General features: G+C 35.6%; 23 protein-coding genes and 1 pseudogene. 19 read left to right on the forward strand and 5 right to left on the reverse strand.

The annotated features are described in order from the left end of the window. Positions 1-43: 43 nt before the first annotated feature. Together AZE41_RS04530 and AZE41_RS04535 are read right to left on the reverse strand one after the other, a co-directional pair. Positions 44-409 (reverse strand): SLAP domain-containing protein, encoded by a 366-nt coding sequence (locus tag AZE41_RS04530; RefSeq protein WP_067206159.1) that lies wholly within the window; start codon positions 407-409, stop codon positions 44-46. A gap of 84 nt (positions 410-493) precedes the next feature. Beyond that, complete coding sequence (locus AZE41_RS04535; protein ID WP_067206162.1) at positions 494-1,465, reverse strand: tRNA dihydrouridine synthase; 972 nt, start codon at positions 1,463-1,465, stop codon at positions 494-496. A gap of 327 nt (positions 1,466-1,792) precedes the next feature. Between AZE41_RS04535 and AZE41_RS22550 the strand changes: the two genes are divergently transcribed. The 6 genes from AZE41_RS22550 to AZE41_RS04560 all read left to right on the forward strand — a co-directional run bounded on the left by AZE41_RS22550 (position 1,793) and on the right by AZE41_RS04560 (position 4,543). Continuing rightward, positions 1,793-1,969: a hypothetical protein gene (locus AZE41_RS22550; RefSeq protein ID WP_156475959.1), complete on the forward strand. Its 177-nt coding sequence runs from the start codon at positions 1,793-1,795 to the stop codon at positions 1,967-1,969. Positions 1,970-2,162: 193 nt separating this feature from the next. Continuing rightward, complete coding sequence (locus AZE41_RS04540) at positions 2,163-2,444, forward strand: hypothetical protein (RefSeq protein ID WP_187046737.1); 282 nt, start codon at positions 2,163-2,165, stop codon at positions 2,442-2,444. 291 nt (positions 2,445-2,735) lie between these two features. Next, the gene (locus AZE41_RS04545; RefSeq protein WP_231885767.1) at positions 2,736-3,101 is read left to right on the forward strand and encodes an ArsR/SmtB family transcription factor; all 366 of its coding nucleotides are present in this window, start codon (positions 2,736-2,738) and stop codon (positions 3,099-3,101) included. A 20-nt stretch (positions 3,102-3,121) separates the two neighbouring features. Further along, positions 3,122-3,619 (forward strand): SRPBCC family protein, encoded by a 498-nt coding sequence (locus AZE41_RS04550; RefSeq protein WP_067206166.1) that lies wholly within the window; start codon positions 3,122-3,124, stop codon positions 3,617-3,619. A gap of 70 nt (positions 3,620-3,689) precedes the next feature. Continuing rightward, positions 3,690-4,088, forward strand: a complete 399-nt coding sequence (locus AZE41_RS04555; RefSeq protein ID WP_067206169.1) for a VOC family protein — start codon at positions 3,690-3,692, stop codon at positions 4,086-4,088. 104 nt (positions 4,089-4,192) lie between these two features. Then, positions 4,193-4,543: a DUF2200 domain-containing protein gene (locus AZE41_RS04560; RefSeq protein ID WP_067206172.1), complete on the forward strand. Its 351-nt coding sequence runs from the start codon at positions 4,193-4,195 to the stop codon at positions 4,541-4,543. A gap of 142 nt (positions 4,544-4,685) precedes the next feature. Here AZE41_RS04560 and AZE41_RS04565 read toward each other — a convergent pair whose 3' ends face one another. Then, entirely contained in the window at positions 4,686-5,255 is a 570-nt protein-coding gene (locus AZE41_RS04565; protein WP_067206174.1) for a dihydrofolate reductase family protein, read from the reverse strand. A 261-nt stretch (positions 5,256-5,516) separates the two neighbouring features. Here AZE41_RS04565 and AZE41_RS22555 point away from each other — a divergent pair, with 261 nt between their 5' ends. From AZE41_RS22555 to AZE41_RS23615, 8 genes and pseudogenes are all read left to right on the forward strand, one after another. After that, positions 5,517-5,693 (forward strand): hypothetical protein, encoded by a 177-nt coding sequence (locus AZE41_RS22555; protein WP_156475961.1) that lies wholly within the window; start codon positions 5,517-5,519, stop codon positions 5,691-5,693. A 106-nt stretch (positions 5,694-5,799) separates the two neighbouring features. After that, the gene (locus AZE41_RS04570; protein WP_067206175.1) at positions 5,800-7,278 is read left to right on the forward strand and encodes an S-layer homology domain-containing protein; all 1,479 of its coding nucleotides are present in this window, start codon (positions 5,800-5,802) and stop codon (positions 7,276-7,278) included. A gap of 1,053 nt (positions 7,279-8,331) precedes the next feature. Further along, entirely contained in the window at positions 8,332-8,499 is a 168-nt protein-coding gene (locus AZE41_RS23610) for a DUF4181 domain-containing protein (protein WP_418064799.1), read from the forward strand. A gap of 422 nt (positions 8,500-8,921) precedes the next feature. Then, the gene (locus AZE41_RS04580; RefSeq protein WP_067206180.1) at positions 8,922-9,269 is read left to right on the forward strand and encodes a cell division protein FtsK; all 348 of its coding nucleotides are present in this window, start codon (positions 8,922-8,924) and stop codon (positions 9,267-9,269) included. Between the two features lie 290 nt (positions 9,270-9,559). Next, the gene (locus tag AZE41_RS04585; RefSeq protein WP_067206183.1) at positions 9,560-10,390 is read left to right on the forward strand and encodes a GNAT family N-acetyltransferase; all 831 of its coding nucleotides are present in this window, start codon (positions 9,560-9,562) and stop codon (positions 10,388-10,390) included. Between the two features lie 94 nt (positions 10,391-10,484). Continuing rightward, entirely contained in the window at positions 10,485-10,916 is a 432-nt protein-coding gene (locus AZE41_RS04590) for an NUDIX hydrolase (RefSeq protein ID WP_067206186.1), read from the forward strand. Positions 10,917-11,697: 781 nt separating this feature from the next. Continuing rightward, a complete protein-coding gene (locus tag AZE41_RS04600; RefSeq protein WP_067206191.1) occupies positions 11,698-12,738 on the forward strand; it encodes an alpha/beta fold hydrolase in 1,041 nt (346 codons plus the stop codon). A 159-nt stretch (positions 12,739-12,897) separates the two neighbouring features. After that, a pseudogene (locus tag AZE41_RS23615) lies at positions 12,898-13,089 on the forward strand (histidine phosphatase family protein); the annotation flags it as partial. Here AZE41_RS23615 and AZE41_RS04605 read toward each other — a convergent pair. Beyond that, the gene (locus AZE41_RS04605) at positions 13,076-13,861 is read right to left on the reverse strand and encodes a hypothetical protein (RefSeq protein WP_231885768.1); all 786 of its coding nucleotides are present in this window, start codon (positions 13,859-13,861) and stop codon (positions 13,076-13,078) included. The pseudogene AZE41_RS23615 and the gene AZE41_RS04605 overlap by 14 nt on opposite strands. Positions 13,862-14,077: 216 nt before the next feature. Here AZE41_RS04605 and AZE41_RS04610 point away from each other — a divergent pair, with 216 nt between their 5' ends. The 5 genes from AZE41_RS04610 (at position 14,078) to AZE41_RS04630 (ending at position 18,048) form a co-directional block, all read left to right on the forward strand. Then, the gene (locus AZE41_RS04610; RefSeq protein WP_067206194.1) at positions 14,078-14,425 is read left to right on the forward strand and encodes a VOC family protein; all 348 of its coding nucleotides are present in this window, start codon (positions 14,078-14,080) and stop codon (positions 14,423-14,425) included. A 149-nt stretch (positions 14,426-14,574) separates the two neighbouring features. Beyond that, positions 14,575-15,390 carry a lipid II flippase Amj family protein gene (locus tag AZE41_RS04615; RefSeq protein WP_067206197.1) on the forward strand — a complete coding sequence of 272 codons (816 nt, stop codon included), beginning with the start codon at positions 14,575-14,577 and terminating at the stop codon, positions 15,388-15,390. Positions 15,391-15,826: 436 nt separating this feature from the next. Continuing rightward, positions 15,827-16,291 (forward strand): hypothetical protein, encoded by a 465-nt coding sequence (locus tag AZE41_RS04620; protein WP_156475962.1) that lies wholly within the window; start codon positions 15,827-15,829, stop codon positions 16,289-16,291. Between the two features lie 1,104 nt (positions 16,292-17,395). Further along, positions 17,396-17,599 carry a hypothetical protein gene (locus tag AZE41_RS04625; protein WP_067206203.1) on the forward strand — a complete coding sequence of 68 codons (204 nt, stop codon included), beginning with the start codon at positions 17,396-17,398 and terminating at the stop codon, positions 17,597-17,599. Between the two features lie 206 nt (positions 17,600-17,805). After that, complete coding sequence (locus tag AZE41_RS04630; RefSeq protein ID WP_067206206.1) at positions 17,806-18,048, forward strand: hypothetical protein; 243 nt, start codon at positions 17,806-17,808, stop codon at positions 18,046-18,048. Between the two features lie 393 nt (positions 18,049-18,441). Here AZE41_RS04630 and AZE41_RS04635 read toward each other — a convergent pair whose 3' ends face one another. After that, entirely contained in the window at positions 18,442-18,984 is a 543-nt protein-coding gene (locus tag AZE41_RS04635) for a tetratricopeptide repeat protein (RefSeq protein WP_067206209.1), read from the reverse strand. Positions 18,985-19,232: the final 248 nt, after the last annotated feature.

Below are 19,232 nucleotides of genomic sequence, written 5' to 3' on the forward strand. Positions count from 1 at the left end.
TTAGCTTTTATTTTAAGTGCTGACTAATAGACACCACTTTGTTTTAATTCCAAATCATATATTGCGGGTCTGCATTTGTTTCATTCGTTTCTGAAAATATAAACGTCCATGGCATAGAAGTATTGCCGGCAATTTCACAAGGTAAGCTAAACGTAGCATTGGTCCGATGTATGCCTTGTTCATAATAGGAAATGACTGTATTGTGTAAGCGGAGATTTATGTCCTCAAAATTGTGAATGAGTACGGCAATCAGCTGTTCACCTTTATGATTGCGAGCGTTCCATAAAAATAACAAATGGACACCGCCTTGTAGTTGTTTTGTTTGTTGTTGGAAATGATGAGTAATTTTTTCGCGATCAGCAGGGGCAATTGTTTTGTCCCATGCAGGTTCAAAATAGAGCTTTTGCATCGTCATCGCCTCCAGTTACTCTTCCAATGTATTTAGTTAGTATTATTTGGGACGCGGAACCTATCTCCGTGTCTCGTGCTTGACTTAGTCTAATTCTAAAACTGGCTGTACTAAACGACGGACTTCATCCGTTGAATTTGTATTCATTAATTGGTTTCTTAATTCAGCTGCGCCTTCAAATCCTCGAATATAGATTTTGAAAAAGCGATGAAGTTGCTTAAATGAACGAGGTTCGATTTCGTTTGAATATTTATCGTGAAGATCCAAATGTAAAAGTAATAAAGTGAGAAACTCTTTCACACTATGTTCTTTAGGTTCTTTTTCGAAAGCAAATGGATTGGTGAAAATGCCGCGGCCAATCATGACACCATCAACGCCGTATTGTTCCACTAATTTTAATCCTGTTGCGCGATCAGGAATATCTCCGTTAATGGTTAACAACGTATTTGGAGCAATTTCATCGCGTAGTTTTTTGATTTCAGGGATTAGTTCCCAGTGTGCATCTACTTTACTCATCTCTTTTTTTGTACGAAGGTGAATGGAAAGATTCGCAATATCTTGTTTCAATACATGTCCTAACCAATCGAGCCACTCGTCAACATTTGTGTAACCCAACCTTGTTTTAACACTAACTGGTAATCCACCTGCTTTTGCTGCTTGAATAATTTCTGCTGCAACTTCAGGATGTCGTATTAATCCAGCACCCTTACCATTGGCTGCGACGTTTTGTACGGGGCATCCCATGTTTAAATCGATACCTTTAAACCCTAGTTTTTTCATATCAATACTCATCTGTTCAAAAAATGCTGGTTTATTGCCCCAAATATGAGCGACAATCGGTTGCTCATCTGCTGTAAACGTTAACCTACCACGTACACTGTCTCTTCCTTCAGGGTGACAATAACTTTCTGTATTTGTGAATTCCGTGAAAAATACGTCGGGTTTTGCTGCTTCACTAATGACGTGGCGAAACACCACGTCTGTGACATCTTCCATTGGTGCTAATATAAAAAACGGCTTCGGTAAATCAAGCCAAAAATTATCTTCGTTATTCATTCTATATCCTCCTGTTGCAACAAATAAAAACCATATTTATCGATTGCATAATCCTTTGCCCATTATACATATTATCATTTCTTGTAGTTGGATGCACTGATACACTTCCCAAATATGAACCCAAAAGAGAAGTCGTTTTTCGCACGGTATTGTATATGGGAGATATTTCAAATGGTGTCATAGTGTACCGGGCATGCTAATTGAAAAAAACTGCGATGCAGAGGGGGATTTTATCACAGAAACAACCAAAAAATAACTATGATATAATTATTTGTAAAAGAAAGTGTCGATTCACTAAGGGTGCAATTAAAAATATAGGAGGACAGTATGATCAAGCAGGCTTTAGTTTATAGTGTGTCGTTTTTTATATTCCCAACAGTTTTACAATTTTTATTCAAACCAGAGATAAACTGGGTAGACAATATTGGACTTTCTATTTTTGCATTCTTTGGTTATATTTTCTTCGCATGGATGAACAAATCAGCAAAGAAAGATAATAAATAGAATATCTCGCTATCTCGCTATCTTGCAATTGGGCGCGATAACTGGATAATAACTGGGACATCTAGAATTGGCCCAGATTATAAATGGAAATCAGGAGATCAGAAAGGGTACTGATATGAGACTAATTCAGTTTGTATATATAGTGTTACTATGGGGGCTACCCATTCTGTTTGCGTGGCGTTCTTTCAACAAAATGGAAGAAGAGAAACGGCGCGTGGTTATAAAAGAAATTAAAGAACCTTTATTTATTTTTGGAGCTGCACCTATAACTATTGGTTTGCTTGTGTTTTTTACTGGTTCTGTTTCGGCACCGGGAATAAAAGTCTTACAACATTCGGGAATGGGTTTAGTGTTCCTTGGTTGGTGTGTAGCGTGGGTGGAGGAATTGGTAAACAGAAATAAAAGTACGTTGAAAAGTATTGCTATGATTGCCATGGGGATATTCGGAATGGTCGCTTATATTTATCTGTATTAAATAAACGGCACGATTGTTGGGGAAAGCTTTCTCACATTTATATAGAAAGATAATTGGAGTTTATGAAGAGATGTATGTATGGTATTGGACCAAAATTTTGGTTAGGGATACTGTTTATATTGGCTATAGTGAAAGGTACCAGGTTCTCGTTCAATTCTGAATTGCTTAAGAACCTGGCACTCGACACTGTGAAGGAACCAAAATGCATAACACTTTATTAAAAGGGTAATAATTTTGATAAGGTAGAATGTATTATATTGAAATCATTTAACTAAATGGTTGAATGTGAAAGTGGGAACTGATATATTAAACTACATGGTTAACCATAATGAAAATCAATTAAATGAAATATTTCATGCTTTAGCTGATCCAACAAGAAGAGAAATCATTCATATGATGGCTCAAAAAGAAAGAACAGTTTCAGAGTTAGCAGAGCCTTTTGATATGTCTTTAGCAGCTATTTCTAAACATATAAAGGTTCTTGAACGAGCAAATTTAGTAGAAAGGAACATAACCGGACGAACGCATATATGTAGCATAAATGCAGAGTCACTGTCTCGAGCTTCTGAATGGCTCCGTTTTTATGAAAAATTTTGGAGTAATCGTTTTGATATTCTGGAAAGTGAGTTATTGAAAGCCAAGAATAGAGAACACTAAATCATGGGAAGGGGAATTTTATGAACAACATCTCAACAAGAACATTAATAATGAAAAGAGAATTCAATGTAAAACGTGAAAGGGTTTTCGACGCATGGCTGAACCCAGAAATGATGAGAAAATGGTTTTTTACATTGGAAGGCACGAATAAGGTGACACGAAATAATCCTCAAGTAGGCGGTACTTGGGAAATTGTTGACCATCGGGAAGGACAAGATTACCGTGCGATTGGGGAATATCTCGAAATTGATCCTCCGAAAAAAATTGCGTTTACTTTTAAGATGCCACAATTTAGCGAATTAGAAGATACGATTACAGTTGAACTACAAGAACTCCAGCAAGGCTGTGAGATGACGTTCACACAAGTGATCCATGTTTCTCAAGAAGAGAATTGGACAGAGTCAGATGTAGAAAAAGCTCTTGGCGAAACGCATGATGGCTCTGAACATGGCTGGAATTATATGTTTATGGGACTTAAAGAATTAGTTGAGACAGGGAAAGTCAGCTATACAGGTTAAAAACCGTTTGAGTAATTAGTTGAAATAGGGAGACAACATTACAATTTATGTGAAGAAGGGGAAGTTAAATATGAAAAACGTAACACCATTTTTAATGTTTCAAGGCGGTATTGCAGAAGAAGCTATGAAATACTACATATCACTCATCGAGGATTCAGAAATTAAAAGCATTGCTCGATACGGGGCTGAAGGACCTGGTAAAGAAGGTACAGTTATACATGCTGTATTCTCGTTAAAGGGGCAGGAGTTCATGTGTATCGACAGTCATGTTGACCATGAGTTTTCGTTTACCCCGTCTTTTTCTATCTATCTTACTTGTGAGACCGAAGAAGAAATTGACAGCCTTTACGATAAAATGATGCAAAATGGCACAGCACTCATGCCTATCAATAACTATGGGTTCAGCAAAAAATTCGGATGGCTGAATGACCAATTTGGCATATCCTGGCAGTTGAACTTGCCAGAGTAATCTGGTTGCCAATGGAGTGTGAGATATTTTACAAACGGGCGCTTATCTCGAATAAAGATCAGCGCTCTTTTTCATTTATAGAAATCATTTAGGGAGGATGTATCATGGCGAAACATCAGATTTATACAATGAGTGTCGCAAGAGTCTATCCCTGTTATGTTACGAAGGCGGAGAAAAAAGGACGTACGAAAACAGAAGTCGACGAAATCATCCGTTGGTTGACAGGGTATAGCCAGGAAGAGTTTGAAGCGCAGCTAAAAAATCAGCCAGACATTGAGACCTTCTTTGCAGAAGCTCCCCAACTGAATCCTTCGCGGGCTTTGATCGAAGGTGTGGTCTGCGGTGTCCGAGTGGAGTACATCGAAGAACCAACTATGCGGGAAATTCGCTATTTGGATAAGCTGATTGATGAGTTAGCAAATGGCAAAACGATGGAGAAAATTTTGCGGACATAATAATTGAATATGAAGAAACACTTGTAGCATTGGAATAAAATTTAATTAATAGTATCCCGAAAAAACTCATTCTGGGGAAAATAAAAAGAATCCGTTTTGAAAAAAATGATCAAAATGGATTTTTTCCTTATGAAATAGATTATTAATTTCTATTCAAATGATAGATTAGTTGAACAACGCCGGAGGAGAAAGTTCTTGTATTAATCAATTTTAAATTCAACCTCTGTTTTATATCAATAAACAACGGTCTTCCTTCTCCCAAAACAACAGGATGTACAGATAATCTAAATTCATCAACAAGTCCTAAATCGATAAAAGTTGTTATAAGACTTGCTCCACCGTATAACCAGATATCTTTACCGGGTTTATTCTTTAATTTTTTTATTTCCCTTGGTATATTTTCATTTATGAATATTGCTTTATTATCAATCCCTGTTTGTGTTCTGGAAAACACATATTTCTCTTTACTGTGAACCAATTCCCACATTTCTTTTTCAGTATTAGTATCTTCAGTTTTTGGAGTATATTGTCCCCATAAATCGTAACTTTTTCTTCCATATAAAATAGTATCAATTTGATTTAGGAAATCATTAAACCCCATATCAGGATCCATGACACACCAATCAACTTCCCCATTTTTCCCTTCAATAAAACCATCTAAAGTAACTGCTAAATCTAAAATTATTTTTCTTGTTCTTACGTTATTGGACATAATTTTTCCTCCCTTAATTGCTCAACTTTCTGCCCTGTTGCTGAATTTCGTTATGTTATTTTCAACATATATATTCCTACTAAGCTAACAGATGCTTATATACAGTATACAAAGAAGTAGTGCTTACCGCTTGCAAAGTTAAGCACTGCTTCTTTTTTATGTTTAAAAACAGCTTATATTCAGTGATGATCTACAGTATTTATAGTTTTTATAGAAAAGGTTTTCAAAAATAAATTAATATCAGTTCTTGAGGTGATGTTGATGAAAGTTCAAGAAGTTTTAATTGATAATATAAAAAGAAATGTGCTAATTGATGAAAAAATGGACTGGTATTTACTAGAATTATATACCTTAAGAACCTTGATGAGTAAGCGTCAAATATGCGCTTACTCTATTTTGGCGATACTTAATTACACCAGTGATATGTTAGATGAATAGAGTGAACGAATACATAGTACCACAATCTAGTCTGAAAGGCAGTCGTTTTAGACGGCAGCCTCCTATACAATGAAAACTACTTACAGGACTGAAAGGATATGAGCAAATGAAGAAGAAACTACTTATTCTATTCTGTGCACTATTGTTGGTATATAGCCTGCCTTTATCCGGCACGTTCGCTGCAAGCACAGAGCGATTTTCAGATGTACCGTCATCAAAGCATTTTGCAGAAGCTGTTTATGATCTGGCAGAACGCAATATTATCGGAGGCTATCCGGACGGCACATATAGACCCGGCAATTCTATCACGAGAGGACAGGCGGCCGCAATCATCGCAAAAATGATTAAATTGGACACTTCGAATGCAAAGAATCCGGGGTTTAAAGACGTCTCGAAAGCGAACGGCTACTACAAAGCCATCGCAGCTATGGCAGAAAAAAGCATCATCAGCGGCTATGGAGATGGACGTTTCGGTCCGAACGATCCTATTACGCGGGCACAGATGGCTTCGATACTTGTCAAAGCGTTCGATCTGCCACGCTATGACTTCACGTCGTATAAAAGTCCATTCGAGGATGTTAAACGAGGGGCAGGTCATGATCCGAACATTCTTATCATCTATAGACTCGGCATCACGACAGGAACGTCTACTGACAGATTCAGCCCGAACGAGTCCATCACAAGAGGACAAGCGGCTAAAATGCTGAAGGCTACAGAGGAAGCAAAGTCGCCGATTGTTACGTTGCGGGCTAGCGACTACCAATGGGAAGAATTTAAAATGTACGATTCCAATCATGAGGATTACGGTTTGTTCAATGCGGTTGTAGGACGCGATACAGCAAATAGCTATACTGCGGATAAAATCCATTTAGTCCCGCTCCAAGAAGGGACGGGAACATTTAGTGTCGCTTTAGTGTATACGGGAAATCCGGATAAGAAATACTACCAAAAGTATTATGTGCACATCAAAGAAGTGGATGGCGAGCTGAAGTTGACACTGGAAGAGACAGACGATTTTCTAACTACACCAGCTATAATCAGTGTTAAAAAACAAGTCCAGAACGTTTCGCTCTCCACAATGGACGGAAAGAAGCTGTCTGACAATGTGGATTTCAGAAAATGTCTTTCGACCAATCGCTCTGTTTGCCGCGATACCGATCAGACCGATACTGAGGGTAAGTATAATAATATCCGCATACCGATCGATAAGCCAGGTCAATATATTGCCACTGTCCATTTCGCTGGCGGAGAAGAAGTAAGGTACGGGATCGAAGCGATAAGTTCTGCTCCGAACTTTTACTATAACCTCCAAGTATTGGAGGAGAAGCCGACTGCGTCAGTAGATTTGGGAGCGACATACAACATAGGAAAGCATATACTACCGAAAGATGCTGAGCAAATTGCCACGGTCACAAGAGACGCGGGAACCAACTTGTTCCATGCAGTAGCAAAGAAAACAGGCTCCTTCGATATTAAGCTACCAGACCACAAAAAGACTGATCTTATAAATATCGGTGTACGTGTTCAGGAATTGGGTCCCATTATTCATGTCGAGATATATGAATCGATCGACACGTATATGTGATTGAATGAGGACTACTAAAAAAGCAGACATGCTCAGCATGTCTGCTTTTCGTAATGCGTGTTACCGGTCCGGCTGAAAGTTCACTGCTACCATCAGTACATACTGCACTGAAATTAACAAAACAGTTCTACCACAAACTAAGGGAGGACATACAGATGAACATGGATGAAATAAAGGGACTTTAGAAAACGGACTTACTATTGACAAATATTCCACTACTAGGCTTATTTTACGGTTTAATTCCTCTAGAGTCTTTTCCCATGGCTCTAATAATTAGTGTTGGATAAGTTGATGAAATTCTCATGCAGTATTCTTAGATTGCTTTTCGACGCGCATGATTTCAACCAATCCTACCGTAATTAAAGCAATGAAAAGCTGGTTCTAGATCCCTTTAGGTGAGTGGATGAACAGGTGATCTAGCTCGATATACCAACGACTTTTATACATGTCCAGTATCTATTTCTCAGTCAATTCCAATCGACTGGTTAGCAGGCTATATATGGAACCTTCCTTGTCCGTAAACTTAAACAGTCGCAGTATTTCCGGGCGAGTTAGTATGGAGACAAGGTCAAAGCACGTGACAGAATCCAGCTCCATTTCGATTAAGGTAGCCAGTTTAGCGCGGATTCTTTGTTCAATTTCCTCACAACTTCTCCAACGGAATATAGTTGCAAGAATCATGGATTTGACTAATGTGTATTCAGATAACTTGTCATAGACATAATTGACTAATGGACACGCCAATACGCCTCGGGGCAATAGAGATTAGTATTGACGAAAGACTATGTCTTAGTCTACACATTACACATTACATATGAAATACTCCTTCATTTATAGTGTAGGGAACTGATATTGTTGTCAGTATCTATTCTACAGAAGGAGCTTTTTACTGTATACTCGTATAGATTACTATACTTATAAAGGTTGTAATTACTTTTATTTACTGTCGAGCAATACTATCGGGGACTTGAAATTACCATGTCAATGAAAAACAATCGAAAATAGGTAGGGAAATTAGAATTACCTTCATAGTCCTCATCATTATCGTTTATTATTAATATCTCCAGATTACCAATGGATTCGATTTGGTTTTTTGAAACGTGGTTTTTGCTGTTAATACTTAGTATTTGGACAGAATTAGCTAGAACAGTTATGGAGTGGAAATATGCAGAAAATCGAAATTCCTACAAATTAACAGTTTTTCATTTTATATTGGACTAATTTTTCGGAAGAGTATAAACAAAGGAGTATATCCTAACTTAACTAACAGGGAGAAATCCTTGGATAAAGGTTAGTGCCAACATTGAACAATCGGGCGCGATTATTGAAAACGTAGTTTGAAAAACACTAGGCAACCGAACAACCAGAATCGAACGGGTGCCTGGCACTTCAAGGAGGCTTCAAATTGAGAAGAAAAAGAACGTTAGGGTTAATTGTAATCATATGCTTAGTTTTGATGACGTTGATTTTTCCGTATTCTTTTTTTAGTATATATAAGCCAATTGCCTTTAAACCGTATCCTATCTTTTTTAAGGACTATCGAAATGAACTGAAAGAGTTAAGGAATGTCAATGAACAAAACGAGTGCAAAAGATTGTAATTAAATGATAGAGGCTGGATTAACGGGAAAGTAGGTGCGATTTATGAAGGCATTTAAAAAAATTATCGAATTCCTAAATAGAATGAAAGTCATCGACATATGGGGGGACAGAAACGAGGGCTTATCCAATGATGATAAAGAATATATAGACAGAAAAAAATCTCAAAATCCTTATGGGCTTATAGGAATGATATTGGGTGGAATTGCGTTCACATTTGGACCTCAGTATGGTTTTATTCCTGTTATTACCCTTATCTTTTGCATAGTTACCTTTTTTACATTTGATAAAGAAAAAGAAGATAATCCTTGGCCTTTTTACGTAGGTATAATGCTTTCATTGATCGGCTTAATCATGGTTATTACTGGGGAAGTACACGATCTGATATTTTAATATCTTTTCTTGAAAGGCTTCATCCTCATAGGACATGCCTATCTCATTTCTGTATATTTACTGGCTAACTATGGATTAGCAGCTTATTAAATGAACGGGCGTGATTATTGAATAGAACATCTTCGGCGATGGGGCTGCCCTAAAGCGAACCGTATAAAGCAAATGGGCCATATTGTTGAAGAACAGGTAGATTGTAAAGTGAAGGGATGTACTTAAACAAACAAAGAAGGATTGTTAAAAAAGAAAAGGTTCCTGAATTAGTTAATTTCCGGCAGATAAGGAGGTAAGTAATGATATCAGAATTAAAAAAGTCGGAATTTTTTAAATGCAGATATATGTTATATGAGCAAGGTCAATTAGAAGCTAAAGCAGTCGTCGAAGGGATAAATCCAGGTCGTATTTTTGTAGATGATATTGAATCTCCTGCTTCGGGACTTATTTGGTTAGGTAATAATGACGGTTTTTTCTTTATTGGAGATGAAAGAAACGAAGGGTTCAATACCGAATTAAATCATTTTATTGATACAGTAATCATTCTAGAAGCAAAGAAGGTGGGATTAACTTGGTTTGAGGGGATTGGTAATCATAATAAGTGGGATGAGACTATTATAAAGGTGTTTGAAAACCGCAATTTAGGAAGTTGGAATCAGAGGGTTTATACTTTACAAAAAAAAGATTATAAAGGCAACTTCGAACTTACTATTGAAGAAGGATATAAAATTGTGAAAATTAGTAAAACACTTTTTAAAAACAGTGATAAATCAATTGAAAATATTGAGTTTTTACATTCCAAAATAGTAGAGTTCTGGTCTTCACCCGAAAGGTTCTTTAATGAAGGCTTTGGATACGGTATAGTTTGTAAAAGTAAAATTGTTAGCGTCTGTTTTTCGGGTTTTGTAGTTGATAATGTACATGGTGTTGATATTGAAACCTTGGAAGAGCATCAAGGTAAAAAGTTAGCACAAAAAGTAGCCATTGCTTTTGTAAAAGATTGTTTGGAAAATAATCTTGTTCCTTATTGGGATTGTATGGAATCTAACAAACCTTCAATTGCGGTCGCAAAGAGTCTAGGATTCAGGAATGTATTTAACTATATAGGTTATGAATTTAAGTTTGAGTAATTTTTACTTCAATTGAATAGAGCAGTTACTGGAGGAAGAATTATTGAACTGATGGAGATGAAAAGTTAACTAACACTAAAGAGAGGGCAACGTTTTGGGACAAAACACATCACATATTTACACACCATCTAAGCACTTTGTTTCAGCTGCAACGATTGTACTCAACGATCAAAAGGAAATTCTGCTAATTAAAGGACCTAAGAGAGGTTGGGAAATGCCAGGTGGAATAGTCGAGGAAGGTGAGTCTCTGAAAGATGCTGCAATTAGGGAAACTAAAGAGGAGTCAGGTATTGATATTGAAGTTCTTAAATTCTGCGGAATATTTCAAAACGTGGATAAGTCAATTTGTAATACACTCTTTATAGCTAAGCCGATTGGTGGTAAATTAACAACTTCGCCAGAAAGTTTAGAAGTGGGATTCTTCCCTATTGAGCAAGTTCTGGAAATGGTAACTTTTGGGAACTTCGGGCGAAGAATAGAACACTGTCTTGATAACAGTATTCAACCATTTTGTGTAGAGTTTTAGGTCCTATGGAAATTAGTAATAACGGTATTGCTCATTAAAATTACGCTGTTAGTTGAACAAGACGAGTATGATAATCTTCCACAATCGGGTACGAAGGTTGAGTAAAAATCAATTGAGTGGGGTGATTACTATAGCAAATATAATTCGTGAAACTGGATTTAAAAGATCAATTATTTTTTTATATTCGCTGTAGCAAAATAAGAAATGTATTTAAGGCAGAGGAAGTAGGAACATCTCTTATTAAAAAAGTTCTAGAGACTATAAAGATTTACACCATTTTAATTTTACCGTTAATTATTATGGCTGCATTTTCAGAAACTTACATTGCAGATATAATATTTAGCCTGTTTGAATAGCGAAATTCAAAAAATGGACGCGATTCTGGGTGCAAAACGTTCCTGGCTCAAATGAAATGTGGTCACACAATTTCGGTAAAGGTTAGACAGTTATAGTGTTCTAAAACTGAAGGGGGATGTCGAGGAGTCGAATGAAGAGGTAACGCTCTGAAAGGCTCCTCTTGCGTCGAGTAGCACACTGATTGGTAAGATATTGCGTGGTATAAGCTAGGCTATTAGCGGCGAAAACTGGTGATAAATTCAAAGGCTTACCAATCATTCTAATTAACTCTGTTCAATCAGCTACAAATTACTCTTTATTAAATTATGGCACCTTTTGCAAAAGAAATTCAAAAATAATCAATATCCATCACATTTATTAAGAGCAAGTTTTGTTCAATCGTATATTGGGATGGTGTTAAATAGAAGGGAATAAACTAAATTAGATGAAACGTATAAAGAAATTAATGAAATATATTGCAATCACTATCGTAACAGTACTCGTAATAGCGCTCTTCTTTCCTACATGGACACCCAATATAAAAGGAGATAACAGTATAAGTACATTAGAACAAGTAGAGATAAATGGAAGTGGTCACGAAATTATGATACGTGGCAACGATAAGGATAATCCTGTCATCATTGTCGTACATGGAGGACCTGGGGCTCCGGAAATACCATATGCCACTAAATACGCAGACTTATTGGAAGCCAATTTCACAATTGTTAATTACGATCAAAGGGCAAGTGGAAAATCATATCACTTTTTTGAGGACTATTCTACTCTTTCAACAGACTTATTGGTAGATGATTTATTAGCTTTGACCGAATATATATCAGAACGGCTTGAAAAAGAAAAGGTTATACTGATGGGGCATTCTTCTGGTACATACATTGGAATACAAGCTGCTTATAAATCCCCCGAAAAATATGAAGCATATATTGGGATTGGGCAAATGGGTGAAACAAAGGAAAGTGAGATTGAAAGTTTAAAATACTCTATTAGCCAGGCCCAAAAGGATGGTAATGCGGATGATGTTTTAGATTTACAAGGACTCACCGAGCAAATTAAAAATGGCGATACGGTTACACCAAGAAACTATGTTATGAAATACGGCGGGGCTGTTAGACTCATTGATAACCCCGATGGTGATAATATAGGTGTTTTATTGAGCAGCGAGTATAACTTATTGGACGTTATTCGTTACAACTATGGTATGGGGTATTCCCAAGAAAAGTTGTTAAGTGATCTATTAGAAAATCCAATACCTACCATTGTAACAAAACTTGAAATTCCTTTGTATTTCGTCATGGGTAAATACGATTATATGACTTCCTCTAATGCAGCAAAGAAGTATTTTGATATGATTGAAGCCGAACATAAGGAATTTATTTCTTTCGAGAAATCAGCACATTATCCACAATTTGAAGAGAAAGAAAAATTTAATGAATGGATGTTAGATACATTCATCAATAAAAATAAGTAATGCGTCATTTTACTTACTTTGAAAGGAAGATTGTTGTCAAAACTTGTACTTAAGCTATAAAAATCAGATTACCGGTAGGCGAATTTCCGTTAAAGAGTGCGAAAATCGAATAGATTTTCTTAAGGCAATGGGACTGTTCTAAAGGATACCAGACATGGAGAGACTATATGGAATCCACAAAAAAGGATGCAAGGTTGGAGCGACTCTGAGTTAACAAAGAGTGGAGGTAAAAGTGCGGTAGCGTTAGAGGAAAGAGTTAAGGAGATTGATTTTATTGCAATCTATTTTAGTCCGAGTAAAAGAACAGCCTTATCAACTTACATGATAAGGCAATGGTTCACTGTTTTTTAGATTTTTCACGTTCATTTTTTTGTTTTAGCTTTAACCAAAAATCGGGTGGTTGATAACTAATTAAAGAATAATCGAGTTCGGCTCCATTAGTTGCTAACTGAACTAACAAATATTTCTCCTTATTACTCGGGTATATATCTGCTGTTTTAATGTTTATAACCTCAACTCCTGTTCGTTTAGGTGTCCCAACAACAACAACTTGATTTCCTTTTGTATAAACATCTGTGATATTTGTTTGGAACACAACTATATACAGATCAAGGTCTGATTCATTTGTAGCAGTATTAAAAGCAATACCTACATCCTGTTGGAAATTTAATTCAGCTGAAATACCAATGGCATAAAAAGGGAATATCCGGTGGAGAGAATAGTGTATTCGAGAAGGAATATAGCTCCATCTTCCACCCCAATATGTGCTATGCCAGTTTTCTTCATATATTGGTCTAATATAGTTCGGTGCGCTTTTAATTACTTTAAAAGGGATTTTTGTTCCTTCTTTTAACACTTGTGAAATAGGGATGACATCAGTAGGGAAATGCACCTCTGTTCCTTTTTCGAATGGAAAAGGTGAATCAAGAATTGTGGTAGGCTCGGGTGGTTCGAGACTATCTAAACGTTGTTCCAATTCGTGAATTCGTTCCTGTTCATTTTTATCACTGTTCGGTTGCGAGAAAGATAACTCCATCGATTTTGTATTTATGGACTTACTGTAAACAAATAAGCTTAAAATAATTGAAAAACAAACAATATAACCAATCCTTGTTTTTAACATATTCTAATCACCTCACCATATTATCTGCTTTTACGAGGGAGTTATGCGTAAGATTAGTTATTAAAAAAACGAGGGCTTTACTTCATTTAGGGGCTAAACACCCTTTTCAATTCAACTACAGGGGCAGTATTGTAGAAAAAGGAACTATAATTTAAATCTCGTATATCTAATGTAATCGGTTAGCTAAAATTTGATGACAGACAGGAGTTAGAGACGATGATTAAAGGTTTCGGAGGAATATTTTGGAGAACTAATAATCTTGAAATTGTGAAAAAATGGTACAGTGAAGTGTTGAAAATTGAAATAGACAATTGGAATGGGGCTGTGATAAAACCTCAATTAGGAAATGAGACTATCTTTTCATTCTTTACGGAGAATGACAGTTATTTTCCAACAGAACAACAAGTGATGTTAAATTTCCAAGTACATGATTTAAACGAGACTATAAAGCATCTTGAACATATTGGTGTACCTCTTGCAAAGAAAAAAGAGATTAGTGAATTTGGAAAGTTCATTTGGATTAAAGATCCTGAAGGTCGATTGATCGAGCTTTGGGAGAAGTAGCAGGTTGTAATCATTAACTAGTAAGCTAACGGGTGCGCTTCTACAACAAGTAGAGGCGCATTTTTACTAACTGGGCAGTTGAGTTAAACAAGAAATTTGATTATGTGGTATTATTAGGTAATTATAAAAGCTGAAGTAGGGGAATTTATTTGGAATTTATTTCAGAAAAGTTATTGTTTATATTTTTGTTTATTTTTGTAATTCACTCAATAGAAACCCTCGCTTATGCTGTTAGGTTATCAGGTGCAAGGGTAAGATTGATTGCTTCTGCTCTATCTCTATTTAATTTAATGGTTATTATTTCAAGACTAGCTAATATGATGCAGCAACCTTTTACAGGAAGCCTTATAGATACTGCACCTACTGAAAATACTTTAGAATTTGTAGAGAGCCAATATAGAATACTTATAAGCGCTTCAACATTTGGGACATTAGTTGGTATCCTTTTATTACCCACTTTTATTGCCATATTTTCAAGAGCTATAATCCATTTATCAGAAGAAAGAGGTTCAATTCCAAGTTTAGTTAAAAAGGGAATATCCTTTGAATATATAAAGCGTGGGATAAAACATTTTAGTTTACCTAAGCTAAGTTATTTGAAAGATATTAGGATAAAAGAAATTCCTCTAAAATTATTTTTTGTAAATATGATAATCACTGCAATATATACCATTGGGGTACTATCTGCTTTGTACGCATCATTATTGGCACCAGATAGAGCTTCAACAGCCATTATGGCATCTGGACTCATAAATGGTGTTGCGACTATTCTTCTTGTAATATTTATTGACCCCAAAATTTCTGTTCTTGCTGACGATGTAGTTAATCAAAGGGGAAGCTACTTTACACTAAAGAGCATTTCTTTAATGATGATTGCTTCAAGATTATTTGGAACTCTACTTGCACAGGTATTATTTATACCCGGTGCTAAATATGTAGCATGGTTTACAAAATTTATGATTTAATAATTATCGAGGTTGTTCAACTAACGGGGGGGTTACTGTAACAAGATTCAATAAGAAAAGTCGATTCCTCAATATATAGGAATTCGACTTTTTTGTTGTAATTCAATTATTGTACAAACTTTACAAAATGCTGACTAACATCCTTTCTGTCTATTCAGTTGGCGTTGTAGGACGTACGGCAGCCCTTTCGTCATTCAACTGAAGAAAAGTATGTACTCCAGCCGTTGCAACGGTGTACCCCCTATTAAAAAATAGCCCTGTTCAACTTATGAGAGAGTAACTGTTTAGTTTGAATTGGTGAAACTTTCCAGTCGCAATGAACGTATTAGTAGTAGAAAGATACCTTATTCAAGTAACGGGCAGGATTGTAGAAAAATAGCAAAAAGTTTTTATTAAAAATCAACTGGTGAAGGTGGAGATTATAATTAGACAATTTATGGTTATTTTAATGGTTATATCTATTTTCTTCATATCTGCTTGCAGTGAAAAGGGCAATATAGACCATTTTTCTTCTAAAGAAGAAACTTTGGAACATTTTGTTCAGAATGAAAATATTAAAGGGAATATTGATTTAATTAAAACGACAAAAGATGAAAATTTATTAGTAATACAATCAAATGGAAATACATATTTTGTCGGAGAATTAGTGGAAGACAAGGAGGGATATTACGCACAGAGAATATCAGCCAATGTTGAAATGAAAATAGGTGCAAGTTGGGAACTAAATACAATGGATGAGAATGAATACACTATTTTTTTTGAAAAGAACAAAGAAGATGCGAATTACATACAGTTCTCTAATGGAGAATACGATATCTCCCTTGTAGAAGGACATACGATAAGTGAAAACGTCTTAGCTTTAACAAGTGCGATAAAGGAAGTTGAAATAGTAAAAGATTAAATCAACTAGCGGGGGCTTAACTGGAACAACAGGAAGGCTTCACTTCTTGTGCTAACGTGGGCTGCATTATCACACAGGGAATTAAATATATACATGTGAGGTAGAATGGTAGGGGAGGGATCTTTATTAGGACTTCAAGAATAACCAAGAATAATTGGATTACATATACACTAATTCTATTCATTGTTTTATCGATTATTAATTAAATGATAAATCGTTTCACCTCTAGCATTTTAGTTGCGATTTTTATTTATTTCCCTTTGACATTGCTTTTGCTTATAGGAGGAATCGCACTATTCATACTTTCAGTAGTGCATATTTTTAAAAGGTATAAAAAGACGAAAGTTAAAAGCTTTCTGCCTTTAATCTTAAGTGTTACATTGATTTTTTTTGTAATCGACCGACCTTTATCCCCCCTATTTCAGAAAGTCGAGTTTTCTTTCAAACTGGATAAGCGTGAAGATGTGGCTAGGCAAATTTAAAATGGAAAAATCAAACCATCCAATGATAGGGGCGATTTATTCCAAGTCCCAAAAAAGCACGTTAAATTCTCTTTATCCGATGGACATGAAATTATGAAGATGGATGATAAATTATTCTTTTTCACAGTTAGGGGAATCCTTGATAATTTTTCAGGCTACGTTTTTTCTCCAAGTGGATTAGGACCAACTAACGAAGATGTTCAGGCTACTATAATTAGGATGCAAAAAATGAATAATAATTGGTATCATGTTTCCTGTACTTAGTATCCAAATAATAACTTTCCGCTTAAATACAACAACCCTAATTAAGAAATGTTGATTCCTTAACATGCAGGTATGCGACTTTTCTTTTGTAATCCCCTTCTGTGTATTCATATAGTATTACAGGACGTTCAGAGATGTCTTATCACTCACTGAAGTTAAAACATGTACTTCGGTTCGGCTGATTCAACTTTGTTACTCGCTGTAAAAGAATAGTCTTGATTTTCTTGTTCAGTTTAATGGGGATGATTTGCTAGTTTGAATTAATAAAAAATTACAGTTACAATGAACGTATTAGTAGTAGAATGATACCTTGTTCAAGTAACGGACAGTTCAGTTAAAGACAAAAGGGGTGAGGTATATGAGTGACCGTTTTGAACTAAGTTTTAAAAACAAGGTAGTTAGAATGTGGTTGATTATTATGGTGCCAGCTGTAATAGCAGAAATATTAATTATGCAATTTACTGCAATTCCAGTATTACCTTCAATATCTTGGACAATCTTTTTTATTTGGCTTTATTTTTATAAGAGGAAACAGAAGAAAGAGCATTCCATTTCCTCGTGATTTTATTTTAAAAGGATTGGTTAGGTCCTATTTTTATTAACCTAACGGTGGCTTTAGTTCAACAACAGGAGCTCCTTAGCGAGCTCTTTTTCCTTCTTAACTTACGGGACAGTTTACTTGAAGAAAGAATTTGTTCTTTAATAAAAGTATATTGGAACTTTATGTTAAAATATTTGTATATTTTAAATTAAAGGGGGATAGGATCATTGAGTAAAAACACGAAATTAATCCTTTGTCTTGTAAATGCTGGGATGTTATTTGGTGCTTTGTTGATTCCTTCTTTGATTCTTTCCTCAGGGCATGAATGGTGGTCCGTATACACTTTCAATATGGAGGAAATATCTCCTTTCAATGTAGAAATATCTTGGCTAAAAGTATTTATTTTTGGATTCATTTCTTTAGTTATTTCTTTTTTTCTTGTAAAGATAACGTCAGAAAAAAAGAAATAACTTCGTCCCTTAGTTGAAGAGATGACAACCTTTACAAGGCATTTTTTTTTATTACGTAACGGAGTTAACTACTTCTGTTAATCGGTGTTATATTTACCTGGTGTGCATCGTGCATGCAAGGTCGTTCAGTGAACGAATCGATGGTTCGCGTATGAAGATAATTATATTCTTGTTCAACAAACGGGACATTTTGTGGAATAGTGGTTTGAATTCGATACGTTTGTTGAAAACAACCCTTATAAAACTTTTGTATACATAAAAAAACGCAGTAGGAATTCATTCATGAATTGCACTGCGTTTTAATTTAATTATTTTAAAATAAGTTATTTAACAATCTAAAAGAGAACGAATTAGATTCAAATCAGAACATCTAGTCTTAATAATTTTCAATCATCACCAGGTTTCATCAAGGTGATCAGCATAGTACGAAATCCCTCTTTTGAAGTATTGAAGATTTTCATCAGACGTTGTTTCCATCAAATTAGTCAGAACAATTTCCATTGCCTGTTTATAGTTTTTTGAATTGTACAGAGCCATTGAGTAAAAAATTTGAAGGCCGCGGTGTTCAGGAAACTCTGTCACACCTCGACGTAAAGTTTCAACTGCTTCTTGATAGTAACCCAAAGCACGGTAGGTACTGCCAAGACCGAGTAAACATCTTTGAAGATCTGGTCCTGCGAGACCTTGCTCGAGAGCCTTTACATAATAGGGGATAGCTTCCTTGCCTAATCCAGAATTATCATGAGCAATTCCCGCCTGATAGTTGACTTCAGCATGATCTGGATAGGTAGCAACCATTTCTAAAAGGAGAGTACGTGCTTCCTTCAGAATGTCTTGGACTTGCTTAGCACGCCCATCTTCACGCAATTCAATAGCTTTGTCTAAAAGTAAACGCAAATTTGTTTTATCCGTATTATTTACTATTTTATCATTCATTTTTTTAACTCCCTCAAATGTAGTACTGCAAATGGCAAAGTGACGATGTAATCACAATACTCGCGGGGAATTTATTAATTTTGAAAGTGGTTTTGTAAAAACAGTATCATTGTCCTTTAATCCTCCTTAGAAATCAAGAATGAACATTAGGTTCTTTTTTATAGTAATGTTTATGCTGATATATGTCAATGAACTGTTAGAATAATCAGTTGTATTGGAGGCGACAATAAAAACCGCTAAGTAATAGG

Source organism: Sporosarcina psychrophila, assembly GCF_001590685.1.
GTDB lineage: Bacteria > Bacillota > Bacilli > Bacillales_A > Planococcaceae > Sporosarcina > Sporosarcina psychrophila.